This window comes from Myxococcales bacterium, assembly GCA_022563535.1.
Classification (GTDB): domain Bacteria; phylum Myxococcota_A; class UBA9160; order UBA9160; family UBA4427; genus DUBZ01.
The window spans coordinates 125,666-146,231 of record JADFNE010000001.1; the positions used below are offsets into that span (position 1 = coordinate 125,666).

Below are 20,566 nucleotides of genomic sequence, written 5' to 3' on the forward strand. Positions count from 1 at the left end.
ACGAGGAGAGGGAGTGGAACGCCTAGACCAGATCGAAAAGTGTGTGGATTGGACCGAGCCTCTTCACGAAATTGCCCGGGAACAAACCGGACTGGAAGACTTCGGAGACACCCACTATCTCCCAGGCCTGCGGGTCTTGCTCGAGCAGTACGACATAGGCTGCAACCTTTCGCAGGTTGGCCAGTACGCCGTGCGTTTGAAGTTGATCCACGTGTTGAAGCGACGCTTGCTCTCCGAGCAGGCCTTCAAAGACGATCCGACAATTTTTGACAACCCCATCGAAAAGCCCCTGGTGATTACCGGGCTGATTCGCACCGGGAGCACCGCGCTCCATTATCTGTTGGCCGCAGATCCCAATCGTCAATCGTTGCCGTTTTGGTTGGCCGAGCATCCTCAGCCGCGGCCGCCCGAAGCCGAATGGGAAGCGCATCCAGATTTTCAGGCTTCCAAGTCGAACATCGACATGATGTGGCAGGCCAATCCGCGCTTGAAGGCCGTGCACTTCATGGATCCGGGCTGGCCGGAAGAGTGCGGACATATGATGGCCCACACCTTCACCGACGATTATTGGGAAGGCGGCTTGCGCGTGCCGCACTACATCAATTGGTACAAGAACACCAACCTGGTGGAGACCTACCGCCGGCACAAGAAGTTGTTGCAGTTGATCGGCTCGAGTCGCAGAGGCATGCCTTGGCTGCTCAAGTATCCCGTTCACATCAAACATCTGGATCACTTTCTCGAGGTCTACCCGGACGCCCGGGTGATCTGGACCCACCGCGATCCATCCAAGGTGATGTCTTCCTACGCGAGCCTGTTGGCCGGGTTTCGCAGCATCAATTCAGATGTGATCGATCCCGACGACATCGTCCGTGAGCAAATGGAACTCTGGGCAGCGGGGGTGGAGCGCGCAATCGAAGTGAGGCGTGACCGGGCCCCGTCCCAGTTTTACGACCTCTACTTCGAAGACTTCGTCGCCGATCCGGTAGCGTCCGCAGAGCGCATCTACAGTCACTTCGGGATCGATTGGACGCCGGAAGGGGAGTCTGCCATGCGCGCACACAAAGAAGACAATCCGCAGGAGAAGCACGGCAAGCACGATCACTCTCTCGATGCAATCAAGGTGAGCCGGGAAGAGATGCTCGAACGCTTCGCGAAGTACATCAGCCATTTCAATGTAAAGACTTGAAGACCAGAAACGGTGAATGCACATGACGTTCCACAAGATTCCAAGAGCCGAGCGCGAGGCAGAACTCCTCGAGAAATGCGCGACCTATCTGCCGAGCGGCGTGCGCAACGCATCCTACAACCCCGACTACATGATGGTGATCAAGCAGGCGAGGGGATCGCGCATTACAGACTGCTCGGGCAACGAATACATCGACTATCTATTGGGGTCCGGGCCCATGTTTCTGGGACACGCCCATCCCGCGGTGTTGAAGGCGGTTGAGGAGCAACTTCAGCGCGGTACCTCGTATTTGATGGTCAGCGAATCCGCCATCGAGTTGGCGGAAGAAATCGTCAATGCAGTCCCGTGTGCCGAACAGGTGAGCTTTCACAATTCTGGGAGCGAAGCCACCTTCTACGCCATGCGCGTGGCGCGGGCGTTTCGCAAGCGCGACAAGATTCTGAAATTTGAAGGGGCCTACCACGGCATGGGCGATTCGGCGCTCATGAGTACCCAATGGACCCAGGATCCCCCGGCCTTCCCCGAAGCGCATGCGGACTCTGCCGGAATTCCCGCATCGGCTCGGGGCGAAACCTTGATCGCGCCCTACAACGATTTCGAAACTTCCTGCGCCATCATCGAGAAGCACGCCGACGAGCTGGCGTGCGTCATTGTCGAACCCATGCACCGCACGATTCCGCCGAAGCCGGGCTTCCTGCAGGGGTTGCGCTCGCTGACGACCCATCTCGAAATCCCGTTGATTTTTGACGAGGTGGTGACGGGGTTCCGCCTGGCCCTCGGTGGCGCGCAAGAACTCTACGGGGTGACACCCGATCTGTGCGCCATCGGCAAAACGATTTCGGGCGGTCATCCCTTCGGTGTTCTCTGTGGCAAGAGCGAGATGATGTCGATGGCCTCACCCATGCGCATATTGACGGGAGACTGGGCGCGATTGAGCGGCACCTTCAGCGGCAACCCCATCTGTTGTCGCGCCGCGCTCGCCATCATCGAAGAATTGAAGAAGCCCGGCTTCTACGAGACGGTGGAACGCAAAGGCAACCGGCTGCGCGCCGGACTCGAGGATGCGTTGTCGCGTGCAGGGATACCGGCCCAGGTGATGGGTGAAGCCACGGTCTTTCAGCCCTGGTTCAGCGAGGAAGTCGTGGTCGACCACCGCTCGACCCTCGCGGCCAACTCGAGCCTGAATCTCCGCTTCATCGACCTGCTGCTCGACCGGGGGATCGTAAAGGCCCACGAGAAGTTCTTCATGTCCGCCGCCCACAGCGACGAGGACATCGACTACACGATCGAAGCGATCACGAGTGCGGCCGCTGAGTTGGCGGGGGCCTGAGCGAATTTCGGCGATCGACTCAGGCGGCCTCGAACAAGGCCGCAAACCCCTGGCCGCCGCCAATGCACATCGTCACGATCCCGTATCGCTTCCCCTCGCGCTTCAGCTGGCGCAACAAGCTCCCGGTCATGCGTGAACCCGTCATGCCGAAGGGATGGCCGATGGAAATCGAGCCGCCCTGGGGATTCAGCACATCGTCGGGGATTTCGAGTTCGCGCTTGCAGTAGAGCAACTGGGAGGCGAAGGCTTCGTTGAGTTCGACAATGCCGATGTCGGCCATGGTCAGGCCGTGGCGCTTCAAAAGCTTTGGAACCGCGAAGACCGGACCGATGCCCATTTCTTCGGGGCCACAACCCGCGACTGCGCTGCCGCGGTAAATGCCCAGGGGTTCGATGCCGAGTTCCTTGGCCTTGCTGGCGGACATGAGCAAGGTCGAAGATGCGCCGTCGGAGAGTTGCGAGGCGTTGCCCGCGGTGACGGTCCCGCCGTCCTCGGGCTTCTTGAACACGGGTTTGAGGCCGCTCAGTCCTTCGAGGGTGGTCGTCGGTCGGTTGCACTCGTCGATCTCGAGCAGGAATTCTTCTTCGTAGGGGTCCTTGTCCTTCTGGATGACCTTGCGCGTCACCTTCAAGGGCGTGATTTCTTCGGCGATGTGGCCCTGTTCGACGGCCTTGGCGTAGCGCTGCTGGCTCTGCACCGCGTACTCGTCCTGGGCTTCGCGGCTGATGCCGTAGCGCTCGGCGACGATTTCGGCGGTGATGCCCATCGGATAGTAGAGGCCCGGAAAGCGCTCGGCGGCGGCGGCGTTGGCGAGCCGGGTCGTGTTCTGGCTGCCGTCCTGCATCATGGTGATGGTCTCGACTCCGGCGCCGATTGCAATGCTCGCCCCTTCATTGATGATCGAGTGGGCGGCCATCATGATGGCTTGCGATCCCGATGAGCAGAAACGATTGACCGTCGTCGCGGCAACTTCCTTGGGCAGGCCCGCTGCGATTGTGGCGACGCGGGCGGTGTTCATCCCCTGACAACCTTCGGGAAAGCCACAGCCCACGATCACATCTTCGATTTCCAGCGGATCGAGGCCCTCGATCCCTTCGACCACACTCCGGATCGTGTGCGCGAGGAAGTCCACGGGTTCGGTGTTGTTCAAGGAACCGCGATTTGCCTTGGCGAGGGCTGTGCGCTTGCTGTCGACAATGACTGCTTCTTGGGTCATGGGGTTTCACTCCTCGGGAATTGAAATTGAGGGGAACAAGCATAACGCTTTGACTCCGAGCTGCCTGATGCAATGCCCGGGTTTCGCTGTTGTTTCGGGTGCGCCGCGCCAACGCGGTTCGGCGAACCTCGTCATTCCCGCAACCAAACTAGAAGAGCATGTGGTCGAGCGAATAGGCGCCCGGGCCCAGCAGGACGATCACGAGGCAGATGGCCGCGAGGTTGACCACGTACTCTGCTCCCGGAGGTTCGTTGGTGATCAGATAACCGCAGCCTTTGTGGCCGAGTCGCGCAGCGACCATCATGGTGCCGATCAACAGGATGCAAGCAGGACGCGTCATGACTCCGAGTGCAATCGCCGTCCCACCGATGATCTCAGAGAGCATCGCCATGCGAGCCTGGACCGGTGCCATGGGGACGTTCAGGCTTTCGAGCCATTCGACGAAGCCCTCCATGTTTCCCGTTCCGACGACACCGAGCTTGCCGAGACCGTGTACGACGAAACAACTGCCGATGAAGACTCGCATGATCAAGATCGCCAGGTCGGTGATTTCCGGGCTGGTTTGGGTCAGTAGCGAAGCGAGATCCATGGGGTCGTGTTCTCCGTGTGCTCTATTCGTAGGTGGATGGGGTTGCAAAGGCCAGGGCGCGAGGATAGGCCGATAACGACAGCTCGCCGAGGGTGTCCCTTTCGGGTGCGGGGGTCGGCGATGATGGGGTGGGGCGGGGCTCGTTGCTCCAGATTCAGCAGCTGGACAAATGAAAGCGGGCGCAGTTCGCGCGGTAGAACCGCATGGAACTGCGCCCGCTATTTCAACCGAGTCTCCGAAAACACATCACCATCTTCGGTAGCGACACGACTGACCGGGAAACCACAAAATCCTCCTCCAGACGAACAGTGTGGCGATCACGGATTTCGAAGCGGCCCCCTTCCCAAGGTTTGCTTCTCATAAAGGAAGTGGACGTGAGGGGTCTGGTGGTGTCACGAAATGTGGTCGGAAAGATGCATTTGTGGCAAAAATAACTTCAACAAACGCAAAAAAAACCAATTGGAGACAATCTTCACTACAGAATGTGTGTAATTTGCCACAAATGATGCGTCATGCCATGCAACACAAACGGAGTTTCCGTTCTCAGCCGACAGCGGGTCCATCCCGGGGGAGTCGCATTTCGTCGACCATGCTCTGAATGGCGGCTTCTGGAGGCGGGGTGACGCGGCTGATCACAAGGGTCGTCACAAAGTTCAGCAGCATCCCAATCGATCCAATTCCCTCCGGGCTGATGCCGAAGAACCACTGCGACGAGCCGGCTTCCGGTGCCAGCAGTTTGAAGTAGATGATGTAGCTGGCGGTGAACAGGATACCGACCAGCATGCCAGCGATCGCCCCCTGACGATTGGTTCGCTTGTCAAATACCCCAAGCACCAGCACGGGAAAGAAACTCGCGGCAGCCAGGCCAAAGGCGAATGCGACGACTTGTGCGACGTATCCCGGCGGGTGAATGCCAAAGTATCCCGCGACGACGACCGCGAAGGCGGCTGAGATTCGCGCCGCCCGCAGTTCTTGCTTTTCGTTCAGATCCTTCCACATGAACGACTTCAATAGATCGTGGGAGATCGACGACGAGATCACCAGCAGCAGACCGGCTGCGGTGGACAGCGCTGCGGCCAACCCACCCGCCGCCACCAATGCGATCACCCAGTTGGGCAAGCCGGCGATCTCGGGGTTTGCAAGCACGATGATGTCAGGGTCCACGTCGAGTTCGTTGATTTTTGGGTCGCCGTCCATGTTGATGATGCCGTCGCCGTTCTTGTCGTTGAACGAGATCAGCCCCGTCCGCTCCCAGCTGCGGAACCACTCCGGCACCTCGCTGTACGCGTGGCCATTCAGGGTCTGGATCAAATTGACACGCGCGAAGCTCGCGACGGCCGGGGCGGTCGTGTAGAGGATGCCGATGAAGAGCAGGGCCCAGACGGCGCTCCAACGGGCCGCGGCGGCGTTGCGCACCGTATAGAAGCGTACGATCACGTGAGGAAGCCCGGCGGTACCGACCATCAACGCCAGGGTGATCGCGAGCACGTCCACCATGGACTTCTTGCCCCCCACCCAGGCCGCGGTGTATTCGGGAAGACCGAGGTCGCGTTGAATCGCGTCGAGGGTTTCGAGCAGATAGCGCCCCGCATTGGGGCCATCGCTGAGGGTGGCTCCAAAGCCAAGTTGCGGAATCCAGCTGCCCGTGAGCTGGTGGGAAATTGCGACTGCCGGAATCATGAAGGCGACGATCAACACGCAGTACTGGGCCACCTGGGTGTAGGTTATGCCGCGCATGCCGCCTACGACGGCGTACACGAACACGAGACCGACACCAATGAGGACCCCCGTGTCGACGGGTACCTCGAGAAAGCGCGAGAAGACCACGCCCACGCCGCGCATCTGGCCGGCGACGTAGGTGAATGAAATGAAGATCGCGCAAAAAACCGCGACCACGCGCGCAAACTGAGAGTCGTATCGATCTCCCACGAATTCGGGCACGGTGAAGCGGCCGAATTTTCGCAAATAGGGCGCGAGCAGGAGTGCGAGCAGCACGTAGCCTCCCGTCCAGCCCATCAGGTAGATGCCGCCCTGGTAGCCCATGAAGGAGATCAGCCCGGCCATGGATATGAACGAGGCTGCGCTCATCCAGTCGGCAGCGGTCGCCATGCCGTTGGCTACGGCGGGGACCCCTCGTCCAGCCACGTAGAAACTCGACGTGCTGGATGCCCGGCTCCAGATCGCAACGCAGATGTAGAGCGCAAAGCTCAGGCCGACCGTGATGTACGTCCAGGTGAGGATGCTCAAAGCAGGCGTCTCATTCGAAACCGTACTCGCGATCGAGTCGACGCATGCCGATCGCGTAGACCAATACGAGGACGAAGAAGACGTAGATCGATCCCTGTTGCGCAAACCAGAAGCCCAGCGGGAAACCGCCGAGATGGAACCGATTCAAGGGTTCGACAAAGACGATCCCCAGTCCAAAGGGCACGCTGAACCAGACCGCCAACAGCGTGGCCATCAGGCGAAGATTCGCTCGCCAGTAAGCCTTGGCCTGTTCCGACTCGTGGCCCGGCTCCGATGCTTCCGTCACTCCACCCCCCCCTCGCGCCCTGCGCTTCAGTAGCCGCAGATTGAACTGAAGGCGAGGGAATCGGTCAAGCCGTGTAGTTTTCGTTCGAGCCAGGTTTCTCTGGCTCAGTCGTGATTCCAGTACCTCGCGCCACGGTATGCAGACCAGACCGATGCTGCGTGAATCAGGATGCCCGGCACCAGGATGGCCCAGTAGCCAAAGCTGGCCGCCAGAAACCAGATCGCGCCAGCGGCCAGCCGGCCGTTGTAGACCTGCCCCAAGCCGGGGATCAACACCGACAGCACCGCTGCAATTCCGGGCATTGGGCTGCGCCGGACGCGAGGTCGGTCTTCGTACTTGTAGTCGTACTCATGGTCGAAGTCGTGATCGCAGTAGTTGTCCATGAAGAGGGGTGACGCAAGCCGCGTGCCCAACTCGCGCGCACTTGGGTGCGCTCTAGCCGCTTGAAAGAGCGCTAGAAGGTGCAATGGAGATCCGACACTGCAGGCTCATCGCTGCAGTGCGGTCTACTCAGCATCATGAAAGATCACCCCCAGCGCAATCCGCTCACCGTGACGAACCCGACTGACCCCATGCTTCATGACTGCCCGATACGCGCCACGTCCCCCGATGATCGGTCGAAACTGATTCGCAAAAATCAGTCCCTCGCCTCGACACAACGTCAACGCTTCCACGCGAGTTTGCTGCCGCGGTCGCTGTTCACCAATCAAGAACTCGCCGCCCGAAAATACCGGCTTCTCATCAACCGGTGATGCCGAGAGCAGGCAAGCCAGCTGAAGTGGAAACGCGACTGCACCATAAACGTCTTGATGCATGCAGTTGAATCCATCGGCCTCGTAATGCAGCAACAAGGGAGTCGGCCGATGTTGACCCTCGCGATGACACTTCGCCAGGAACGGCGCGAGCCGCGATGGGTATCGCTCCTTCCGCTTCAACGCATCGTTCCAATCGTTCGCAACCCGCGCCAGGCGCGAATAGACATGGGTGCGCAAGGTGCGTACAAGGGCCGGAAGCGGGTTGGCGAAATATCGATAGCTCCCCTCGCCATAGCGACGGGGGCCCATTTCGATGAAGCTGCGAAAACGATCGCGTTCTGGATAGAGCGAGATCAGTTCATCGCATTGGACACGGGTCAAGAGTCCGGGAAGCCGGGCGTAGCCCTGGGCGTCGAGGGAAGCACGCACGGCCGCCCAGTCGTAACCGGCAATCCGCCCGAGCAGCTCCTCTCGAGGACTACCCGATTCCGTGCTCGCCTTGAAGCGAGTTCGCTTCGATGAAATGGACACCGCCCTAGTAAACCCGATGGGAGATCTCCTCGATGGGCCCGACTCGCCCGAATCGGACCTCTCATTTGTGGCCGTTGCCCTCGACTGGGACTATTCGGAAGAAACTTCCCAACCGAGCCAGCGCTCGACGTAGCTGAAGAGACTCTGCACCAGCAGGGCGAGCAGCGCAGCGGGAATCGCGCCTTCTAGAATCAGTGCGGTGTCGTCGAGGCGAATGCCGGTCAGAATTGGCTGGCCGTAGCCTCCGGCGCCGATCAGCGCGGCCAGCGTCGCGGTGCCCACGTTGATGACCGCGGCTGTCTTGATGCCGGCCAGGATTGAATGGCTGGCAAGGGGTATTTCGATCCAGGCTAGGCGACGACTTCTGGGCAAGCCCAGAGCGAGGGCCGAATCGCGCAGCGCGGGATCGATCCCGGTGAGTCCGGCGTGGGTGTTTCGTACGATCGGAAGCAGGCTGTAGAGAAACAGCGCCACCACTGCGGGTTTGGCGCCAATGCCGAACAACGGAATCATGAAAACGAATAGTGCCAGGGACGGGAGTGTCTGAAGAACTCCACTGATTGCGAGTACGGCGGTGCCAAGGGCCGGGAATTGGGCGCCGGCAATTCCCAGCGGGATCGCGACCGCGATCGCCGCCGACAGAGAGAGGGTGACCAACGTCAAGTGTTCGAGGGTCGTTCGCGCGATCCGGGTAAAGCGTGTGTCGGTCTCGCTCTGGGTCGTGACGCCGAGAAACTCAGCGGCGGCAACGGCTTCGCTCTTGCGCTCCAGTTTGACCCTCGCGTTCATTGCGATCATCGAGTCTGCGGAGATCGCGCCCGACAACGAAGCCAGGGATCGAAGTAGCGCTGGAGAACGCACTGCCAAATCTCGGCGGTAGATGAACAGTGCTTTGTACTCCGGGAAGTAGCGACGATCGTCTTTCAGGACGGCGAGGTCGTAGTACGCGATGTCGGCGTCCGTGCTGTAGAGATCGATGGCGTCGATGTCGCCACTTTCGAGCGCGCGATAGGCGAGGTCGTGGTCCATCCCCCGAACAAAATCCGGCGCCAGGCCGTATCGGTTGGCGAGTCCCGGCCAACCATCCTCGCGATCCATGAATTCGTTGCTAAAGCCGAATCTGAGTTGTGGATGTCGTGCGAGGTCGCTGATCTTCACCAGGCCCAGCGCGCGTGCCTTGGCTTTCAGAATCCCGATCGCGTAGGTGTTTTCGAATCCCAGCGGTGCCAAGGCAGCCAGATCAAATTCTTCTAGCGCCCTCGAGAGATCGTCGTGGGATTCGATCGAAGAAGCGTTGGTGGCGAGCAACTCGTAGATCAGGGTGCCGGTGTATTCCGGGTAGACATCGATCTCTCCCCGCCGCAAGGCTTCGAAGAGAATTCGGCTCCCCCCGAGTTCTCGCCGATGTGCGATCGCAATACCATCTCGCTCGGCTGCAATTCGCGCGAGTTCGCCGAGTACGACGGATTCGGTAAACGACTTGGAGCCGACGGTAAGCTCCGTCTTGCCTGCCGCGCCTGCCGTGGACCCGGCCAGCGCGATGGTGCAGGCCAGGCTGAATGCGATTCGTTTCACCCGTCGTTCCTCTGCCCAGGCTCGCCGCCGAGTTGGTGTTGCGCCCGCAAGAAGAGGGCGACGAAGTCGCTCGCGGGATTGCGCCGCAGGCTGTCGAGGTCTCCGCGTTGTTCGATCTGCCCGTCGCGCAAGAGAATCAGTTCGTCGGCGAGGAAGTTGGCTTCGTTCAAGTCATGGGTCACCAGGACCACGGTCTTCTCGAGACGGCGAAAAATTGCACGCAACTCGTTCTGAAGATCAAAGCGAATCAGTGGATCGAGGGCGCCCAACGGTTCGTCCATCAGCACCACCGCGGGGTCGAGCATCAGGGCGCGCATCAATGCGACCCGTTGGCGCTGTCCACCGGAGAGTTGCGCGGGCCGCCGACGCAATCCGGACTGTGGGAAATGGGTGAGTTCACATAACTCGGCGATTCGCTGGCGTCGCCGCCCGCTCGACCAACCCATGTGTCGCGCCAATACTCCGATATTGTCGCCACTGTCCAGATGGGGAAAGAGTCCGCCCTCCTGAATGACGTATCCAACCTGTTGACGAATTTCTTCTAAATTGTTTTCGCCGACCGACTCGTCACCAAAAAAGATCTGGCCTCGGTCCGGCTGCTCGAGCCCGAGCATGAGGCGCAACAGAGTCGACTTCCCGCAGCCACTCGCACCGATCAAGGCGAGGGTCTTCCCGCGAGGGATCTCGAGGTCGATCCCCGCGACGGCGACGATGTCGCCGAAGCGTTTTTCGACGTTTCGCAAGCTAAACATGGACCTGCAGAGGGTTGCCCAGGGGCGGCGGTTCGTCCAACCGTGAATCAGGGCTAAACTGGCGCGTCGAGGAGGTGCTGATGGATCGACGTACATTTCTTCGCAATTCTGCGGCGGCGACGATTGCGGCGACTTCGCTTCCAATAGAGGCGGCGGCGGACGCGGCCACCCGAGCTACGAGCCGAGACAGTCGCGTGCAGCGATACCGCAGGCTGGGTCGAACGAATATCGAAATGTCGGACATTTCCTTTGGGTCGTCCAGTCTGAAGGATGCCGATACCGTGCGCTATGCGCTCGACCGGGGCGTCAACTATTTTGACACGGCGGAGATGTACGGCGAAGGACGCGTCGAACGGTTGATCGGCGAAGCGCTGCAGGGGAAGCGCGATAGCGTCTACATCGCTTCAAAGGTGATGGCCGCGTTCGACGACCGCAAAGAAGACATGATGCGCGCCCTCGAATCCAGCCTGGGACGTTTGCGCACCGACTACGTCGACATCTACTTCAACCACGCAGTCAACGATGTGCGGCGAATGAAGAATCCCGAGTGGCACGAATTCGTCGCGTTGGCCAAGGCTCAGGGAAAGATCCGCTTTTCCGGCATGAGTGGCCACGGCGGAAGACTGCAGGAATGCCTCGAGATGGCGATCGGGGGAGACTGGGTCGACGTCATCCTGGTGGCGCACAATTTTGGCTCTGATCCCGCTTTCTACGAACGATATACCCGGGGATTCGACTTCGTGGCCAACCAGACGGGTCTGCCCCGCCTGTTGAAGCTGGCGCGCCAGAGAAACATCGGCACGATCGCGATGAAGACACTGATGGGCGCGCGTTTGAACGACATGCGTGCGTACGAATGGGGTGGGGCGACCTTCGCGCAGGCGGCCTTTCGCTGGGTGTTCAGCGGGAACCATGTCGACGCTCTGGTTGTCTCGATGACGGACAAGTCACTCGTTGACGAGTATCTCGGAGCGTCGGGGCAGAGCAAAGTGCGGGCGGCGGATCGTCGCTTGCTGGACGCCTACGTGAGCGCCAACAGTGGGGCCTACTGTCGCAACGGTTGCTCACAGTGTAGTTCGAGTTGTCCGGCCGGTGTGCAGATCGCCGATGTTCTGCGGGCGCGAATGTATCAAGTCGATTATCACAATCCGGAGGTCGCGAGCCAGAGCTACGCTGCGCTGGCGAGGGACGCCAGTTCGTGTGTGACCTGCACCCAGCCTGTTTGCCTGAGTTCCTGCCCATTTGATCTTCCCATTCCCAATCTGACCCGAGAGGCTGAAGAATTGCTCGGTTGATGCGCACGGGCGCACAACCTGTATTCCGGAGTGTCACCCTATGAAGCAAGTCAACATTCACGCACCAGGGCGCGTAGAGATCGACGAAGTACCCGAACCAACCCTGGGCCCACGCGATGCGATTATTCGTGTCTCGGCGTGTGGCATCTGCGGCAGTGATCTCGGTTACATCAAACTCGGGGGACTGGCGGGTCCCAGCGATACCCCCATGCCGCTCGGACACGAGTTCGCCGGCATCGTCGAATCCGTTGGATCAGAGGTCGACGGAATTGCCCTCGGCGCTCGGGTTGTAGTGAACCCGATGAGCAATCAAAACCAGATTGGAAACGGAGGCGCACAGGGAGCCTTTGCGCCTCGGATCCTGGTGCCCAATGTCGCGGATGGGAATGCGCTATTCGAGATTCCCGAGAACTTGCCAATGGACCTGGCCGCGTTGGCTGAGCCCTTGAGCGTCGGCTTGCAGGGAGTCGATCGAATGAATCCGCAGCCCGGAGAGAAGGCCGTGATCTTCGGTGCCGGTCCCATCGGTCTTTGTGCCGTTGCGAGTCTGAGGTTTCGAGGAATCGAAGACATCATTTCGGTCGATCTCTCTCGGCGTCGACTCGAAATTGCGCGCAAACTCGGTGCGAAGGCAACCCTGGTGCCCGGTTCCGACGATGTCTGGGCGGCCATTCGCGATCTACATGGGACGGCTCCTCTGTTTGGCACGCCGATGGCGGGTACCGACTTCTATATCGAAGCGTCTGGCGCGGGCGTCGTGATCGAAGAGGTCATCACCAATGCAAAGAGTGAGACGCGACTCTCGGTGTTGGGTCTTCACCGAACACCCATCCCGATCAATTTCCTCGTGCTGCTGTTGAAGTCGATGACGATCGTGGGATCGATGGCGTACCCCGATGACTGGAGCGAGACTCTCGAGTTGCTCGGCAGCACGGATCTCTCTCCCATGATCACGCACCGGTTCGCGTTGGACGAGTTCCACGCGGCCCTGGCCATGGCACAGAGTGCCGAGCAGGGCGCCAAGGTGATGATCGTCAATCACTGAATCAGATCAGAACAGGAGTTCCAAATGAGTGAGAGAAGTTCGGATTCGGATCGCGTGCGGTTCGACTTTTCGGATTGTCGTGTGCTGGTTACTGGTGGGTCTTCCGGGATCGGCCATGGGATCGCGAGTGCCTTTGCCGACGCGGGTGCCGACGTGCTGATCACTGGACGAAGGGCGAAGGCCAGCGAATACGACCTCGATCTATCGGGCTTTGACTATCAGCAATTGGAAATGACCGACGGAGACGGGATCGCCGCTCTAGCGGATGGGCTCGAGGGCCTGGACATCCTGGTCAACAATGCCGGAGCCAATCTTCCGGGTGGCCGGAACGAGTACATCCCCGCGGTTTTCGAAGAAGTGGTCGCGATCAATCTGTTCGGTTCCTATCGGATGGTGGCCGCGTGCAAGGAGAAACTGGCGGCCAGTCAACTGGACGGCGGCGCGAGCGTCATCAACCTGGCTTCGATGTCGTCTTATTTCGCTGTGCCCATTGTCCCGGGTTACGGCGCGGCCAAGGCCGCCATCGTTCAGATGACGAAGAATCTGGCGGTGGCCTGGGTGAGGGATGGAATCCGCGTGAACGCCATCGCCCCCGGTCTGATCGAATCCAATATGACCGCGGCGATGAAGGGTGTAGATGTTCTCGAAAAGCCTCAGTTGGATCGTACGCCCATGGGACGCTGGGGAACGCCCGAAGACATCGCTCCGGCGGTGTTGTTCTTGTCGAGCCCTGCCGCCCGTTTCATTACTGGGCAGACGCTGCCGGTAGACGGGGGCTATTCGGTTTCGTAGCTCAGCGATCTCGACCTGCAACCCGAATTTCAACCTGACTTCGCAGCTGATCACGCGCATCGCGCAGCGCTTCTCCCTCCCACTGTCGATACAACTCAGCTTTGACCTGGTCGTGAATCTCGTCCAGTTCCGGGAACTGTTCATCTGTACGCTCATGCACCCAGACCGCGTGTTCGCCATAGCTCGAAGCCACCGGACCGCTCCACACCCCGATCGGTAGTTCAAACGCCATCGATGCAAATTGGGTCCCCAGTCGTTCACCCAGTCGACGTTGGGACCACGACGGTAGGTTGGCTTGAAGTAGAAATGGATCCCCTCTCGTCGCGACTTGTTCGAGGGCCGTCTCGGGGTTCAGCGCTGATTCTTTCAGTAATTCGACGAGCGTGAGTGCATCTTCATGAAGTGCCACTCCTCGGCGATCGCGGCTCAAGTGGACCTGGGTCAGGCGGATTCGAGCTGGACGCAGAAAACTGGAACGATGGGCTGCGAGGTACTCCTGCAGTTGCGCTTCGGTGGGTTCACGACTGCGTGCGCGTTCGGCGAGCATGAGTCGCATCCGTTCGAGCAGGCGTCTGCGCACCACGATATCGCTGTGTTCCATGTCGAGCGCGTAGGCTTCGTTCAGGATCTGGGCGTCGCTGCCGCTGTTGCCGGGATCGAGGAAGCGGAGATTTTGAATCAATCTACGTTGGATTACGGGATCATCGCGATCCCAACCGAGGCTGCGCGCGACGCGCACGAGTAGCGCATCGTCGATGAACTGATCGATCAGCCGGTCGAGTTCTGCGGGATTCGGATCGCGCCCCGTACTGCGTTGCCATTGACGGGTCAGCTGGGCAACGTCCTCAGCCCTCACCTCGAGGACTTCGGGGGATACTTCGCGATTGCCGGCAGCCCAGAACAACAGTCCGCCTATCGCGATGAAGTGAAGTAGAGGAGATCGCAAGAGTTCGCGCAAGTGACGGGTCGATCTTGCAGGGGCGGGAGCGCCGGATTGGCTCATCAATCCGGGGTGTACCAGATGGGCGAAGTCCACGCGCGCTCTTGAATGATCCGCTGATGACTTTCTTCACAGCAGGGTTCGAAGCCAGCGGGAACGTTCCCGGGATCCTGACAGCGGATATGGTTGGCCGTGCAGAGCTTCTGACTCCAACGACAGGTCGGGTTCTCCACGACCCGGGCGTAGTAGAAGGACGGTTGCCGCGCGTCGAAATCGGGATCGCGCCAGACTCCGCAAAGCGTGTCGAACCCGGGACCCCAGGTCCGGCACGAGTCGAGGTCGACCCCGGATCCGTTGTTGGAATCTCCCGCGATGGTGTAGACCCGTTCCTGACGTCTCCCGTTTTCGAGCCATCCCTTGATGATCTGTACTTGTTGCAGGGGAGTGCCCGGTGTCGCAGTTGTGCCGGGATCGCGCAGTGCTGATATGGCGAACACGGGGGCTGGTGCCAGTTCGGAAGCGTCCGTCGCACTTTCGGGTGGCGGCCCGAGATCGCCGCCCATGGGCACTCCGCCGTCGTATCCCTTGCGAGCGAAGGCTTCGTCGCCGCAGAGGTCTTGTGGATAATCCCAGCCGCCAAAAAATCTCACCTGCATGCGAGGGCCGCTGGTTCCGTAGGTCTCCTTGCGCTGCATACCCGCAAACAAGGCGCTGCGCGAGTTTTCCTCGGCCCACACCACTGCGAGACCGCCGGGATTGAATTCGAGGTAGTCCGGTACGCCCCGGATCACTTCGTCGCCCGCGGGCTTTCCCGCGCCCCCGTGCCCGGGAAAGCTCGAAGATTCGCTGACCAGACCAGGGGTACCGAGGTGGGTGTCGGTGCTGGCGACGAAGCCAAATTTGAAAGGATTGACGTCCAGTCGGCTCTCGATTCGGAGTCCCTCTTTCAAGATGTTGCGAATGAACTGTCTGGCCACCGGAGGGGAGGCGGTCGCCGGGATATATTCTCCCGTAAAGTTATTCAGCTTCAGTTTTTCGAAGCGACACAGTTCGTCTTCGGTGTCGAGGCCAAACATGCACTCGCTCTCGCCCTTGTGCTGCATGATCTCCACCAGCAACTCATACTCGGCGCGGCCACTCGCTTCCGTGATTCCGATGGGAGAGCCGTCGGGCAGGTGTGTGCGGAACATCCGGCCCGCTGAAAGATTCGAGTTGTGCGGGATCACCAGAACATCGCAGCCGGTACCGGCGTTGCGGCAGCTCGCGCCCAGTCCCGCCCAGAAATCCACCAGTTTGGGGGCTTCGATGAAGCTCAGGGGAATGTCCGGAACGATGTCGTTGGCGAATATGACGTTGCGATGAAAATTGTTGCCCATGCCCGCGCCGCCGGTCCATTCATAAGCGTGGAACGTCGTGAAGCGACAGGCGGCGCTGCGATCGTAAGCCGCCTCGCTGGCTTCCCAGTTTTCCTTCCACGGTATTCGTGAAGCCTCCAGGCAGATCGCGCCGTCCTTGCCGCAAAAATCGTGGCGTTGTGCGCGACTCGCCTGGGCATTCATCCAAAAATACGCGACGCGAGGGAAGTTGCGATAAATGCGACAGACAAGGGAGTCGTAGCCCTGCATGCCCGGCGAATTGCAGATGCGAGTTTCTCCGAGCAGTTCGGCGTGATCCGTGACCGCCGCAAAGTCGAGGGGACGTTCGAGTCGGACGCTACGGGTGGGGCGACCCCCTTCGCTGTAGGGTTGAATGCCAATCTGCTCACCCCAGGCGAAGCGGTAGGCGTCGGCCGGACGGGTGCGCGTGCCCATGGTGCTGGCATCGAGAGAAAAGCTGGTATGGACGTGAAGGTCTCCAAAGAACGCGCGGCGCGTAGAGACGCGGTCGGAGCACGACTCGCGTTCTCGGGTTCCTTCGAGTATTGAGCTGGCTGGCGCAACGCGGGGCGTGAGCATTGCGATCGAGACCACGACCCACGTCAGCAGATGGACACCAACTCTCATGGCGAAATTCCTTGGGTCCAATGACGTTCGCGAGCATGGTGAGTTGTGTAATCGTGGCGGTGTGATCATGATCGGTCCGAAGGCAGGCTCGGCGCTCGAGTCCATCTACTCCGGGCCGCATATTAGCAGGCTCGATGGATGCTTCTCGCAGGGTGTGCGAGGGCAGGGCGAAAGAAGTCTAGAGAGTTCTAGAGAAGCTCGAGGTAGGGAAGAGTAGCCATCGCAAACCCGATTGCAGTCATGACGGGCAATGACACCGGGTTCGAGCCTCGGTACGACCGTATGGCTGCGAACGGGATTCCGATCAAGGCGGCGAGCAGTAGCAACAATGGCAGTGTCTTGATGCCTACGATGGCACCAATGCTCGCGACGGCGATCAAGGTTCCACGGCGCAAGTATCCGGCTCCGCAGAGCGGAAGGAAGAGGCCCCCTGCGACGATGGCGCCAGCGACTCCCTGCAAGAGTGCAGGGGTGTCGGCGGTGAGTCCGAGAAACCCGAGTCGCGCAATCAAGAACAGCCCGCCCCACCATTCCGGCACGTCGAACGTCCGGACCTCCTCCTCGATGGCGAAGCTGAGAAACAACAGAGGCCAGAGCAATTCGGAGATCGCGCCGGGGATCGCGGTTGCAATCAGACAACCCGTCACCGCCATGGCTAGAGAAATGGCCACAAGGGGGCTGCGTTCACCCGCGTAGCGAGTGACGTCTACAGCGCTCGTTTGGATTGAATCCAACGAGCTTTCGGCGATCGAAGACATCGTCATGATTGACCGTTCAATGGTTTTCGTACCTCAGCCGCGAGGTTGCAACACAAGGATACCCAGCTGAGTGTAGCTCGTAGATGCTCGAGTGACGAAATTTTTGAAAGAAACTCGCGCCGACTCGCTTACGTGATGGAGTTGCGCACAGGAGTCGTTCGTGTGCACTCGACTTGCGTGTACAACTTCTGTCGCGCTGACTTGAAAATAGACCAACTAAGTTTCAAGACCAATCGGTGTCCTTGTTCGCATGAACATGGAAGAGTTGGATCCCACGCGAAGATGGTTCGAAGCTATACAGATATGCGTGTTGGGCGAGGGCTTTTGCTCAAGAACGAGTACGATCGGCCCGACATTCAATTTGAGCAGTTCGTTGCGGTGTTGCTGCTACGTAGTGTGCGTACGGCGTTGAAGGGGATGCTGGCATGGCAGAGTCTGAAATCTTTGACTACGTATGCGAACAGTTGGACGAGCGCACCACACTCGATCGCCTCGAATCCCGCGGCACCGTTCGCATCACACTCAAGGAGGCCGGACTGGACGCCGGAACCGTGAATGTCGAACAAATGGCCGTGGTTGTCCTGAGGTTGCTGCCGACACATCTCGATAGTCGCGGCATCAGCGATGGTGAAGGCCACTGCCAGGCCATCGAGAAGGGGCTTGGCACCCTCGAAGCTGACGTGGCGGCAGATACGCCCGATGGCGTGTTCGAGAGATTCGGCAGCTGAACTCACTGCTTGAACCCAGAGGCGCCGAGATCGTGTGCGATGTTGCCCACGTCCATCGCCCGGACTTTCAGTCTTAGATTTGATCGGCAGCGTCTCCAGTCGCCCCATCAGACCGCCGTCTACCTTCATGTCGAGTTTCGATTGACCGGACCGTTCGGTCCACACGCCGGTTCAGTTACATCAAGCTTGCCCCAGATTCAGAGCTAACATGGGCCTCTTGAAATTGTTCGTGGGAGTACGTGGTGAATTTTGACCTCACAGAGGAGCAGGAATTGCTCCAGGAAACCGTTCGCGGCTTTGTCGCCAATGAGTGTCCACCACCACGGTTGCGCGAAATTTTTGATTCCGGTGAGGGAACGGATCCGGCCCTTTGGCAGGGGATGGCTGAGATGGGACTCGCGGGACTCATGATTCCCGAGGAGTATGGCGGCGCTGGGATGGAACTCCTCGAATTGGCGCTCGTTGCCGAGGCACTCGGAAGCGGTGTCCTGCCCGGCCCGTTTCTCGGACATTCACTCGCCGCGTTGGCGCTGATGCTCGCGGGCAGCGACGTCCAGAAGCGCCAGTGGCTACCGCGCCTGGCAACCGGCGATGTGATCGGGACCTACGCGGTCGCCGAAGAAGACAGCCAGTGGGAGCCTTCGGAGTGGAGCGTCACAGAGCGCGCTGGCAAGCTCAACGGCACAAAACTCTACGTTCCCCACGCAGACATAGCAGATCTGATCGTCGTGGGATGTTCGGGTGGTGGCTTGGCGTTGGTCGAGCGAGAGACCCGGGGCGTGAGTCTCGAAAACATGCAGGGGATCGATCGCACCCGACCGATATTCAAAATCGTCTTCGACGCAGCGGATGCAGAGGCTCTCGAGTCGGGGGAGGCCGCGAGCCAGCGGGTTCGCGATGCCGCGCTGGTCTTGCTGGCCGCAGACAGCTTTGGCGTCGCGTCCAGCCTGATTCGTATGTCTGTCGACTACGCCAAGACCCGCGAGCAGTTCGGCACGATCATTGGACAGTTCCAGAGCGTGAAGCATCAACTCGCCAGGCTGTCCACGGACATCGAGCCCACCCGCGCGTTGGTCTGGTACGCCGCTCATGCGTTCGACCATCTTCCCGAAGACGCGGAGCGCGCCGCCGCGATTGTGAACTCACACCTCACCGATCGCGCCATGCACACCGCGCGTGAATCGGTTGAGCTGCACGGCGGCCTGGGCTTTACCTGGGAGTGCGATGTCCAGATGTGGTACAAGCGCGCGATGTTCAACCGGTCTGCGTTTGGGACCCCCGATGTCGTTCGCGGTCGCGTTGCCACGCTCGGAGGTTGGTAACTCCATGAACCTCAGATACAGCAAAGAGTACGACACCTACCGCCAGAGCCTTCAGGAGTTTCTTAAGGGTTGGCCCCTGCAAGGCGACGAGGCCGAACTTCCAAAGCAGAAGCAGGAGCAACTCTTTCGCCAGCGCGGGGTCGAGGCTGGTTACGTCTACTTCGCAATTCCCAAAGAGTACGGCGGCGCAGGGCAGCAGCCCGACGTCTTGAAGAGCGCGATCATCACCGAGGAATACGCCAGAGTCGGAGCGCCGGGCAACTGTGTCAGTCAGGGCCCCGCACTGTTGGCTCCGACTTTGATCGAGTTTGGGACCGAAGAGCAGAAGCGCGAGTTTGTGCGTCCCACCTTGCGTGGCGATCTGCGCTGGTGCCAGGGCTATAGCGAGCCGGGCGCGGGTAGTGATCTCGCATCTCTGCAGTGCAGCGCAGTGCTCGATGGTGACGAATGGGTGATCAACGGTCAGAAGATATGGACCAGCAACGCGCAGGAAGCCGACTATATGTTCGGTCTGTTCCGCACGGAACCGAAAGCTAGCAAGCACGCCGGTATTTCGTATTTGCTCGTCGACTTGAAGCAACCGGAGATCGAAGTGCGGCCGCTCAAGCAGATGACCGGGGCGCTGGACTTCAACGAAGTCTTCTTTACCGATGCCCGTGCTCCCGCTGGCAATATCGTAGGCAAGCGTGGAGAGGGCTGGGCGGTGTCCCGGTCGACACTCAAACACGAGCGCAATTTGATCGGCAATCCGAACATGATGCGAGCGCACTTCAACAGCACCATCGCCCTGGCTCGCCGCAGCCAACGCGGTGGTCGGCCCGCGATCGAAGATCCGTTGATTCGCAACCGCCTGGCCGAGATCGAGGGTTACGTTCGCACCGCGGAGGTTTCGCACCTGCGTCAATTGACGGCAGAGGCCAAGGGCGAGGAGCTCAAGGTGATGCTCCCCATGATGATGAACAAGCTCTACTCAACCGACACGATGCAGAAGATCATGACCCTGGCCTATGACCTGCTGGGTGCCGACGGCATGCTCGCACCCACCGCCGAGGACATCGCGAGTTACGCCCGCACCCACACCTCGACCGGGTTCGTCGAGCAATACATCTTTTCTCAAGGCCCGGCGATCGCCGGTGGCACGACGAATATTCAGCTCAACATCATAGGGGAACGGGGTCTCGGCCTGCCTCGCGATCTTCGCGTCCCGAAATAGTTC

Annotated in this window: 19 protein-coding genes; 8 read left to right on the top strand and 11 right to left on the bottom strand. The window is 59.9% G+C overall.

What is annotated here, in order from left to right; all coding sequences use genetic code 11:
* The first annotated feature begins 13 nt into the window (after positions 1 to 13).
* Both IH881_00490 and IH881_00495 read left to right on the top strand, forming a co-directional pair.
* The gene (locus tag IH881_00490; protein MCH7866144.1) at positions 14 to 1,186 is read left to right on the top strand and encodes a sulfotransferase; all 1,173 of its coding nucleotides are present in this window, start codon (positions 14 to 16) and stop codon (positions 1,184 to 1,186) included.
* Between the two features lie 22 nt (positions 1,187 to 1,208).
* Entirely contained in the window at positions 1,209 to 2,516 is a 1,308-nt protein-coding gene (locus tag IH881_00495) for an aminotransferase class III-fold pyridoxal phosphate-dependent enzyme (GenBank protein ID MCH7866145.1), read from the top strand.
* 19 nt (positions 2,517 to 2,535) lie between these two features.
* Here the strand turns inward: IH881_00495 and IH881_00500 are convergent, their stop codons facing one another.
* The 8 genes from IH881_00500 to IH881_00535 form a co-directional block, all read right to left on the bottom strand.
* Positions 2,536 to 3,732 carry a thiolase family protein gene (locus IH881_00500; protein ID MCH7866146.1) on the bottom strand — a complete coding sequence of 399 codons (1,197 nt, stop codon included), beginning with the start codon at positions 3,730 to 3,732 and terminating at the stop codon, positions 2,536 to 2,538.
* A gap of 148 nt (positions 3,733 to 3,880) precedes the next feature.
* Positions 3,881 to 4,321 (bottom strand): DoxX family protein, encoded by a 441-nt coding sequence (locus IH881_00505; protein MCH7866147.1) that lies wholly within the window; start codon positions 4,319 to 4,321, stop codon positions 3,881 to 3,883.
* A gap of 543 nt (positions 4,322 to 4,864) precedes the next feature.
* Positions 4,865 to 6,568 (bottom strand): cation acetate symporter, encoded by a 1,704-nt coding sequence (locus tag IH881_00510; GenBank protein MCH7866148.1) that lies wholly within the window; start codon positions 6,566 to 6,568, stop codon positions 4,865 to 4,867.
* A 10-nt stretch (positions 6,569 to 6,578) separates the two neighbouring features.
* Positions 6,579 to 6,782, bottom strand: coding sequence for a DUF4212 domain-containing protein (locus IH881_00515; GenBank protein MCH7866149.1), 204 nt, complete (start codon positions 6,780 to 6,782; stop codon positions 6,579 to 6,581).
* A 176-nt stretch (positions 6,783 to 6,958) separates the two neighbouring features.
* Positions 6,959 to 7,237, bottom strand: a complete 279-nt coding sequence (locus IH881_00520; protein MCH7866150.1) for a hypothetical protein — start codon at positions 7,235 to 7,237, stop codon at positions 6,959 to 6,961.
* A 123-nt stretch (positions 7,238 to 7,360) separates the two neighbouring features.
* The gene (locus tag IH881_00525) at positions 7,361 to 8,134 is read right to left on the bottom strand and encodes a 2OG-Fe(II) oxygenase (protein MCH7866151.1); all 774 of its coding nucleotides are present in this window, start codon (positions 8,132 to 8,134) and stop codon (positions 7,361 to 7,363) included.
* A 96-nt stretch (positions 8,135 to 8,230) separates the two neighbouring features.
* Positions 8,231 to 9,694 (bottom strand): ABC transporter permease subunit, encoded by a 1,464-nt coding sequence (locus IH881_00530; protein MCH7866152.1) that lies wholly within the window; start codon positions 9,692 to 9,694, stop codon positions 8,231 to 8,233.
* 17 nt (positions 9,695 to 9,711) lie between these two features.
* Entirely contained in the window at positions 9,712 to 10,467 is a 756-nt protein-coding gene (locus IH881_00535) for an ATP-binding cassette domain-containing protein (protein MCH7866153.1), read from the bottom strand.
* 80 nt (positions 10,468 to 10,547) lie between these two features.
* Here IH881_00535 and IH881_00540 point away from each other — a divergent pair, with 80 nt between their 5' ends.
* Genes IH881_00540 through IH881_00550 form a run of 3 tightly spaced genes read left to right on the top strand, consistent with a single transcriptional unit; the run spans position 10,548 to position 13,599 of the window.
* Positions 10,548 to 11,762, top strand: a complete 1,215-nt coding sequence (locus IH881_00540) for an aldo/keto reductase (GenBank protein ID MCH7866154.1) — start codon at positions 10,548 to 10,550, stop codon at positions 11,760 to 11,762.
* Between the two features lie 40 nt (positions 11,763 to 11,802).
* Positions 11,803 to 12,807: an alcohol dehydrogenase catalytic domain-containing protein gene (locus tag IH881_00545; protein ID MCH7866155.1), complete on the top strand. Its 1,005-nt coding sequence runs from the start codon at positions 11,803 to 11,805 to the stop codon at positions 12,805 to 12,807.
* A 24-nt stretch (positions 12,808 to 12,831) separates the two neighbouring features.
* Complete coding sequence (locus IH881_00550; protein ID MCH7866156.1) at positions 12,832 to 13,599, top strand: SDR family oxidoreductase; 768 nt, start codon at positions 12,832 to 12,834, stop codon at positions 13,597 to 13,599.
* Position 13,600: 1 nt separating this feature from the next.
* On the opposite strand, the gene IH881_00555 is transcribed toward IH881_00550, so the two are convergent.
* The 3 genes from IH881_00555 to IH881_00565 all read right to left on the bottom strand — a co-directional run bounded on the left by IH881_00555 (position 13,601) and on the right by IH881_00565 (position 17,306).
* On the bottom strand, positions 13,601 to 14,635 hold the full coding sequence (locus IH881_00555) for a peptidyl-prolyl cis-trans isomerase (protein MCH7866157.1): 1,035 nt from the start codon (positions 14,633 to 14,635) through the stop codon (positions 13,601 to 13,603).
* A complete protein-coding gene (locus IH881_00560) occupies positions 14,602 to 16,542 on the bottom strand; it encodes a DUF3604 domain-containing protein (GenBank protein ID MCH7866158.1) in 1,941 nt (646 codons plus the stop codon). Before IH881_00560 ends, IH881_00555 begins: the two co-directional genes overlap by 34 nt.
* A gap of 188 nt (positions 16,543 to 16,730) precedes the next feature.
* On the bottom strand, positions 16,731 to 17,306 hold the full coding sequence (locus IH881_00565; protein MCH7866159.1) for a hypothetical protein: 576 nt from the start codon (positions 17,304 to 17,306) through the stop codon (positions 16,731 to 16,733).
* Between the two features lie 419 nt (positions 17,307 to 17,725).
* Here IH881_00565 and IH881_00570 point away from each other — a divergent pair, with 419 nt between their 5' ends.
* The 3 genes from IH881_00570 to IH881_00580 all read left to right on the top strand — a co-directional run bounded on the left by IH881_00570 (position 17,726) and on the right by IH881_00580 (position 20,563).
* Entirely contained in the window at positions 17,726 to 18,028 is a 303-nt protein-coding gene (locus IH881_00570) for a hypothetical protein (GenBank protein ID MCH7866160.1), read from the top strand.
* Between the two features lie 242 nt (positions 18,029 to 18,270).
* Positions 18,271 to 19,350 carry an acyl-CoA/acyl-ACP dehydrogenase gene (locus tag IH881_00575; GenBank protein MCH7866161.1) on the top strand — a complete coding sequence of 360 codons (1,080 nt, stop codon included), beginning with the start codon at positions 18,271 to 18,273 and terminating at the stop codon, positions 19,348 to 19,350.
* Positions 19,351 to 19,354: 4 nt separating this feature from the next.
* On the top strand, positions 19,355 to 20,563 hold the full coding sequence (locus tag IH881_00580) for an acyl-CoA dehydrogenase family protein (GenBank protein ID MCH7866162.1): 1,209 nt from the start codon (positions 19,355 to 19,357) through the stop codon (positions 20,561 to 20,563).
* The last annotated feature ends 3 nt before the right edge of the window (positions 20,564 to 20,566 follow it).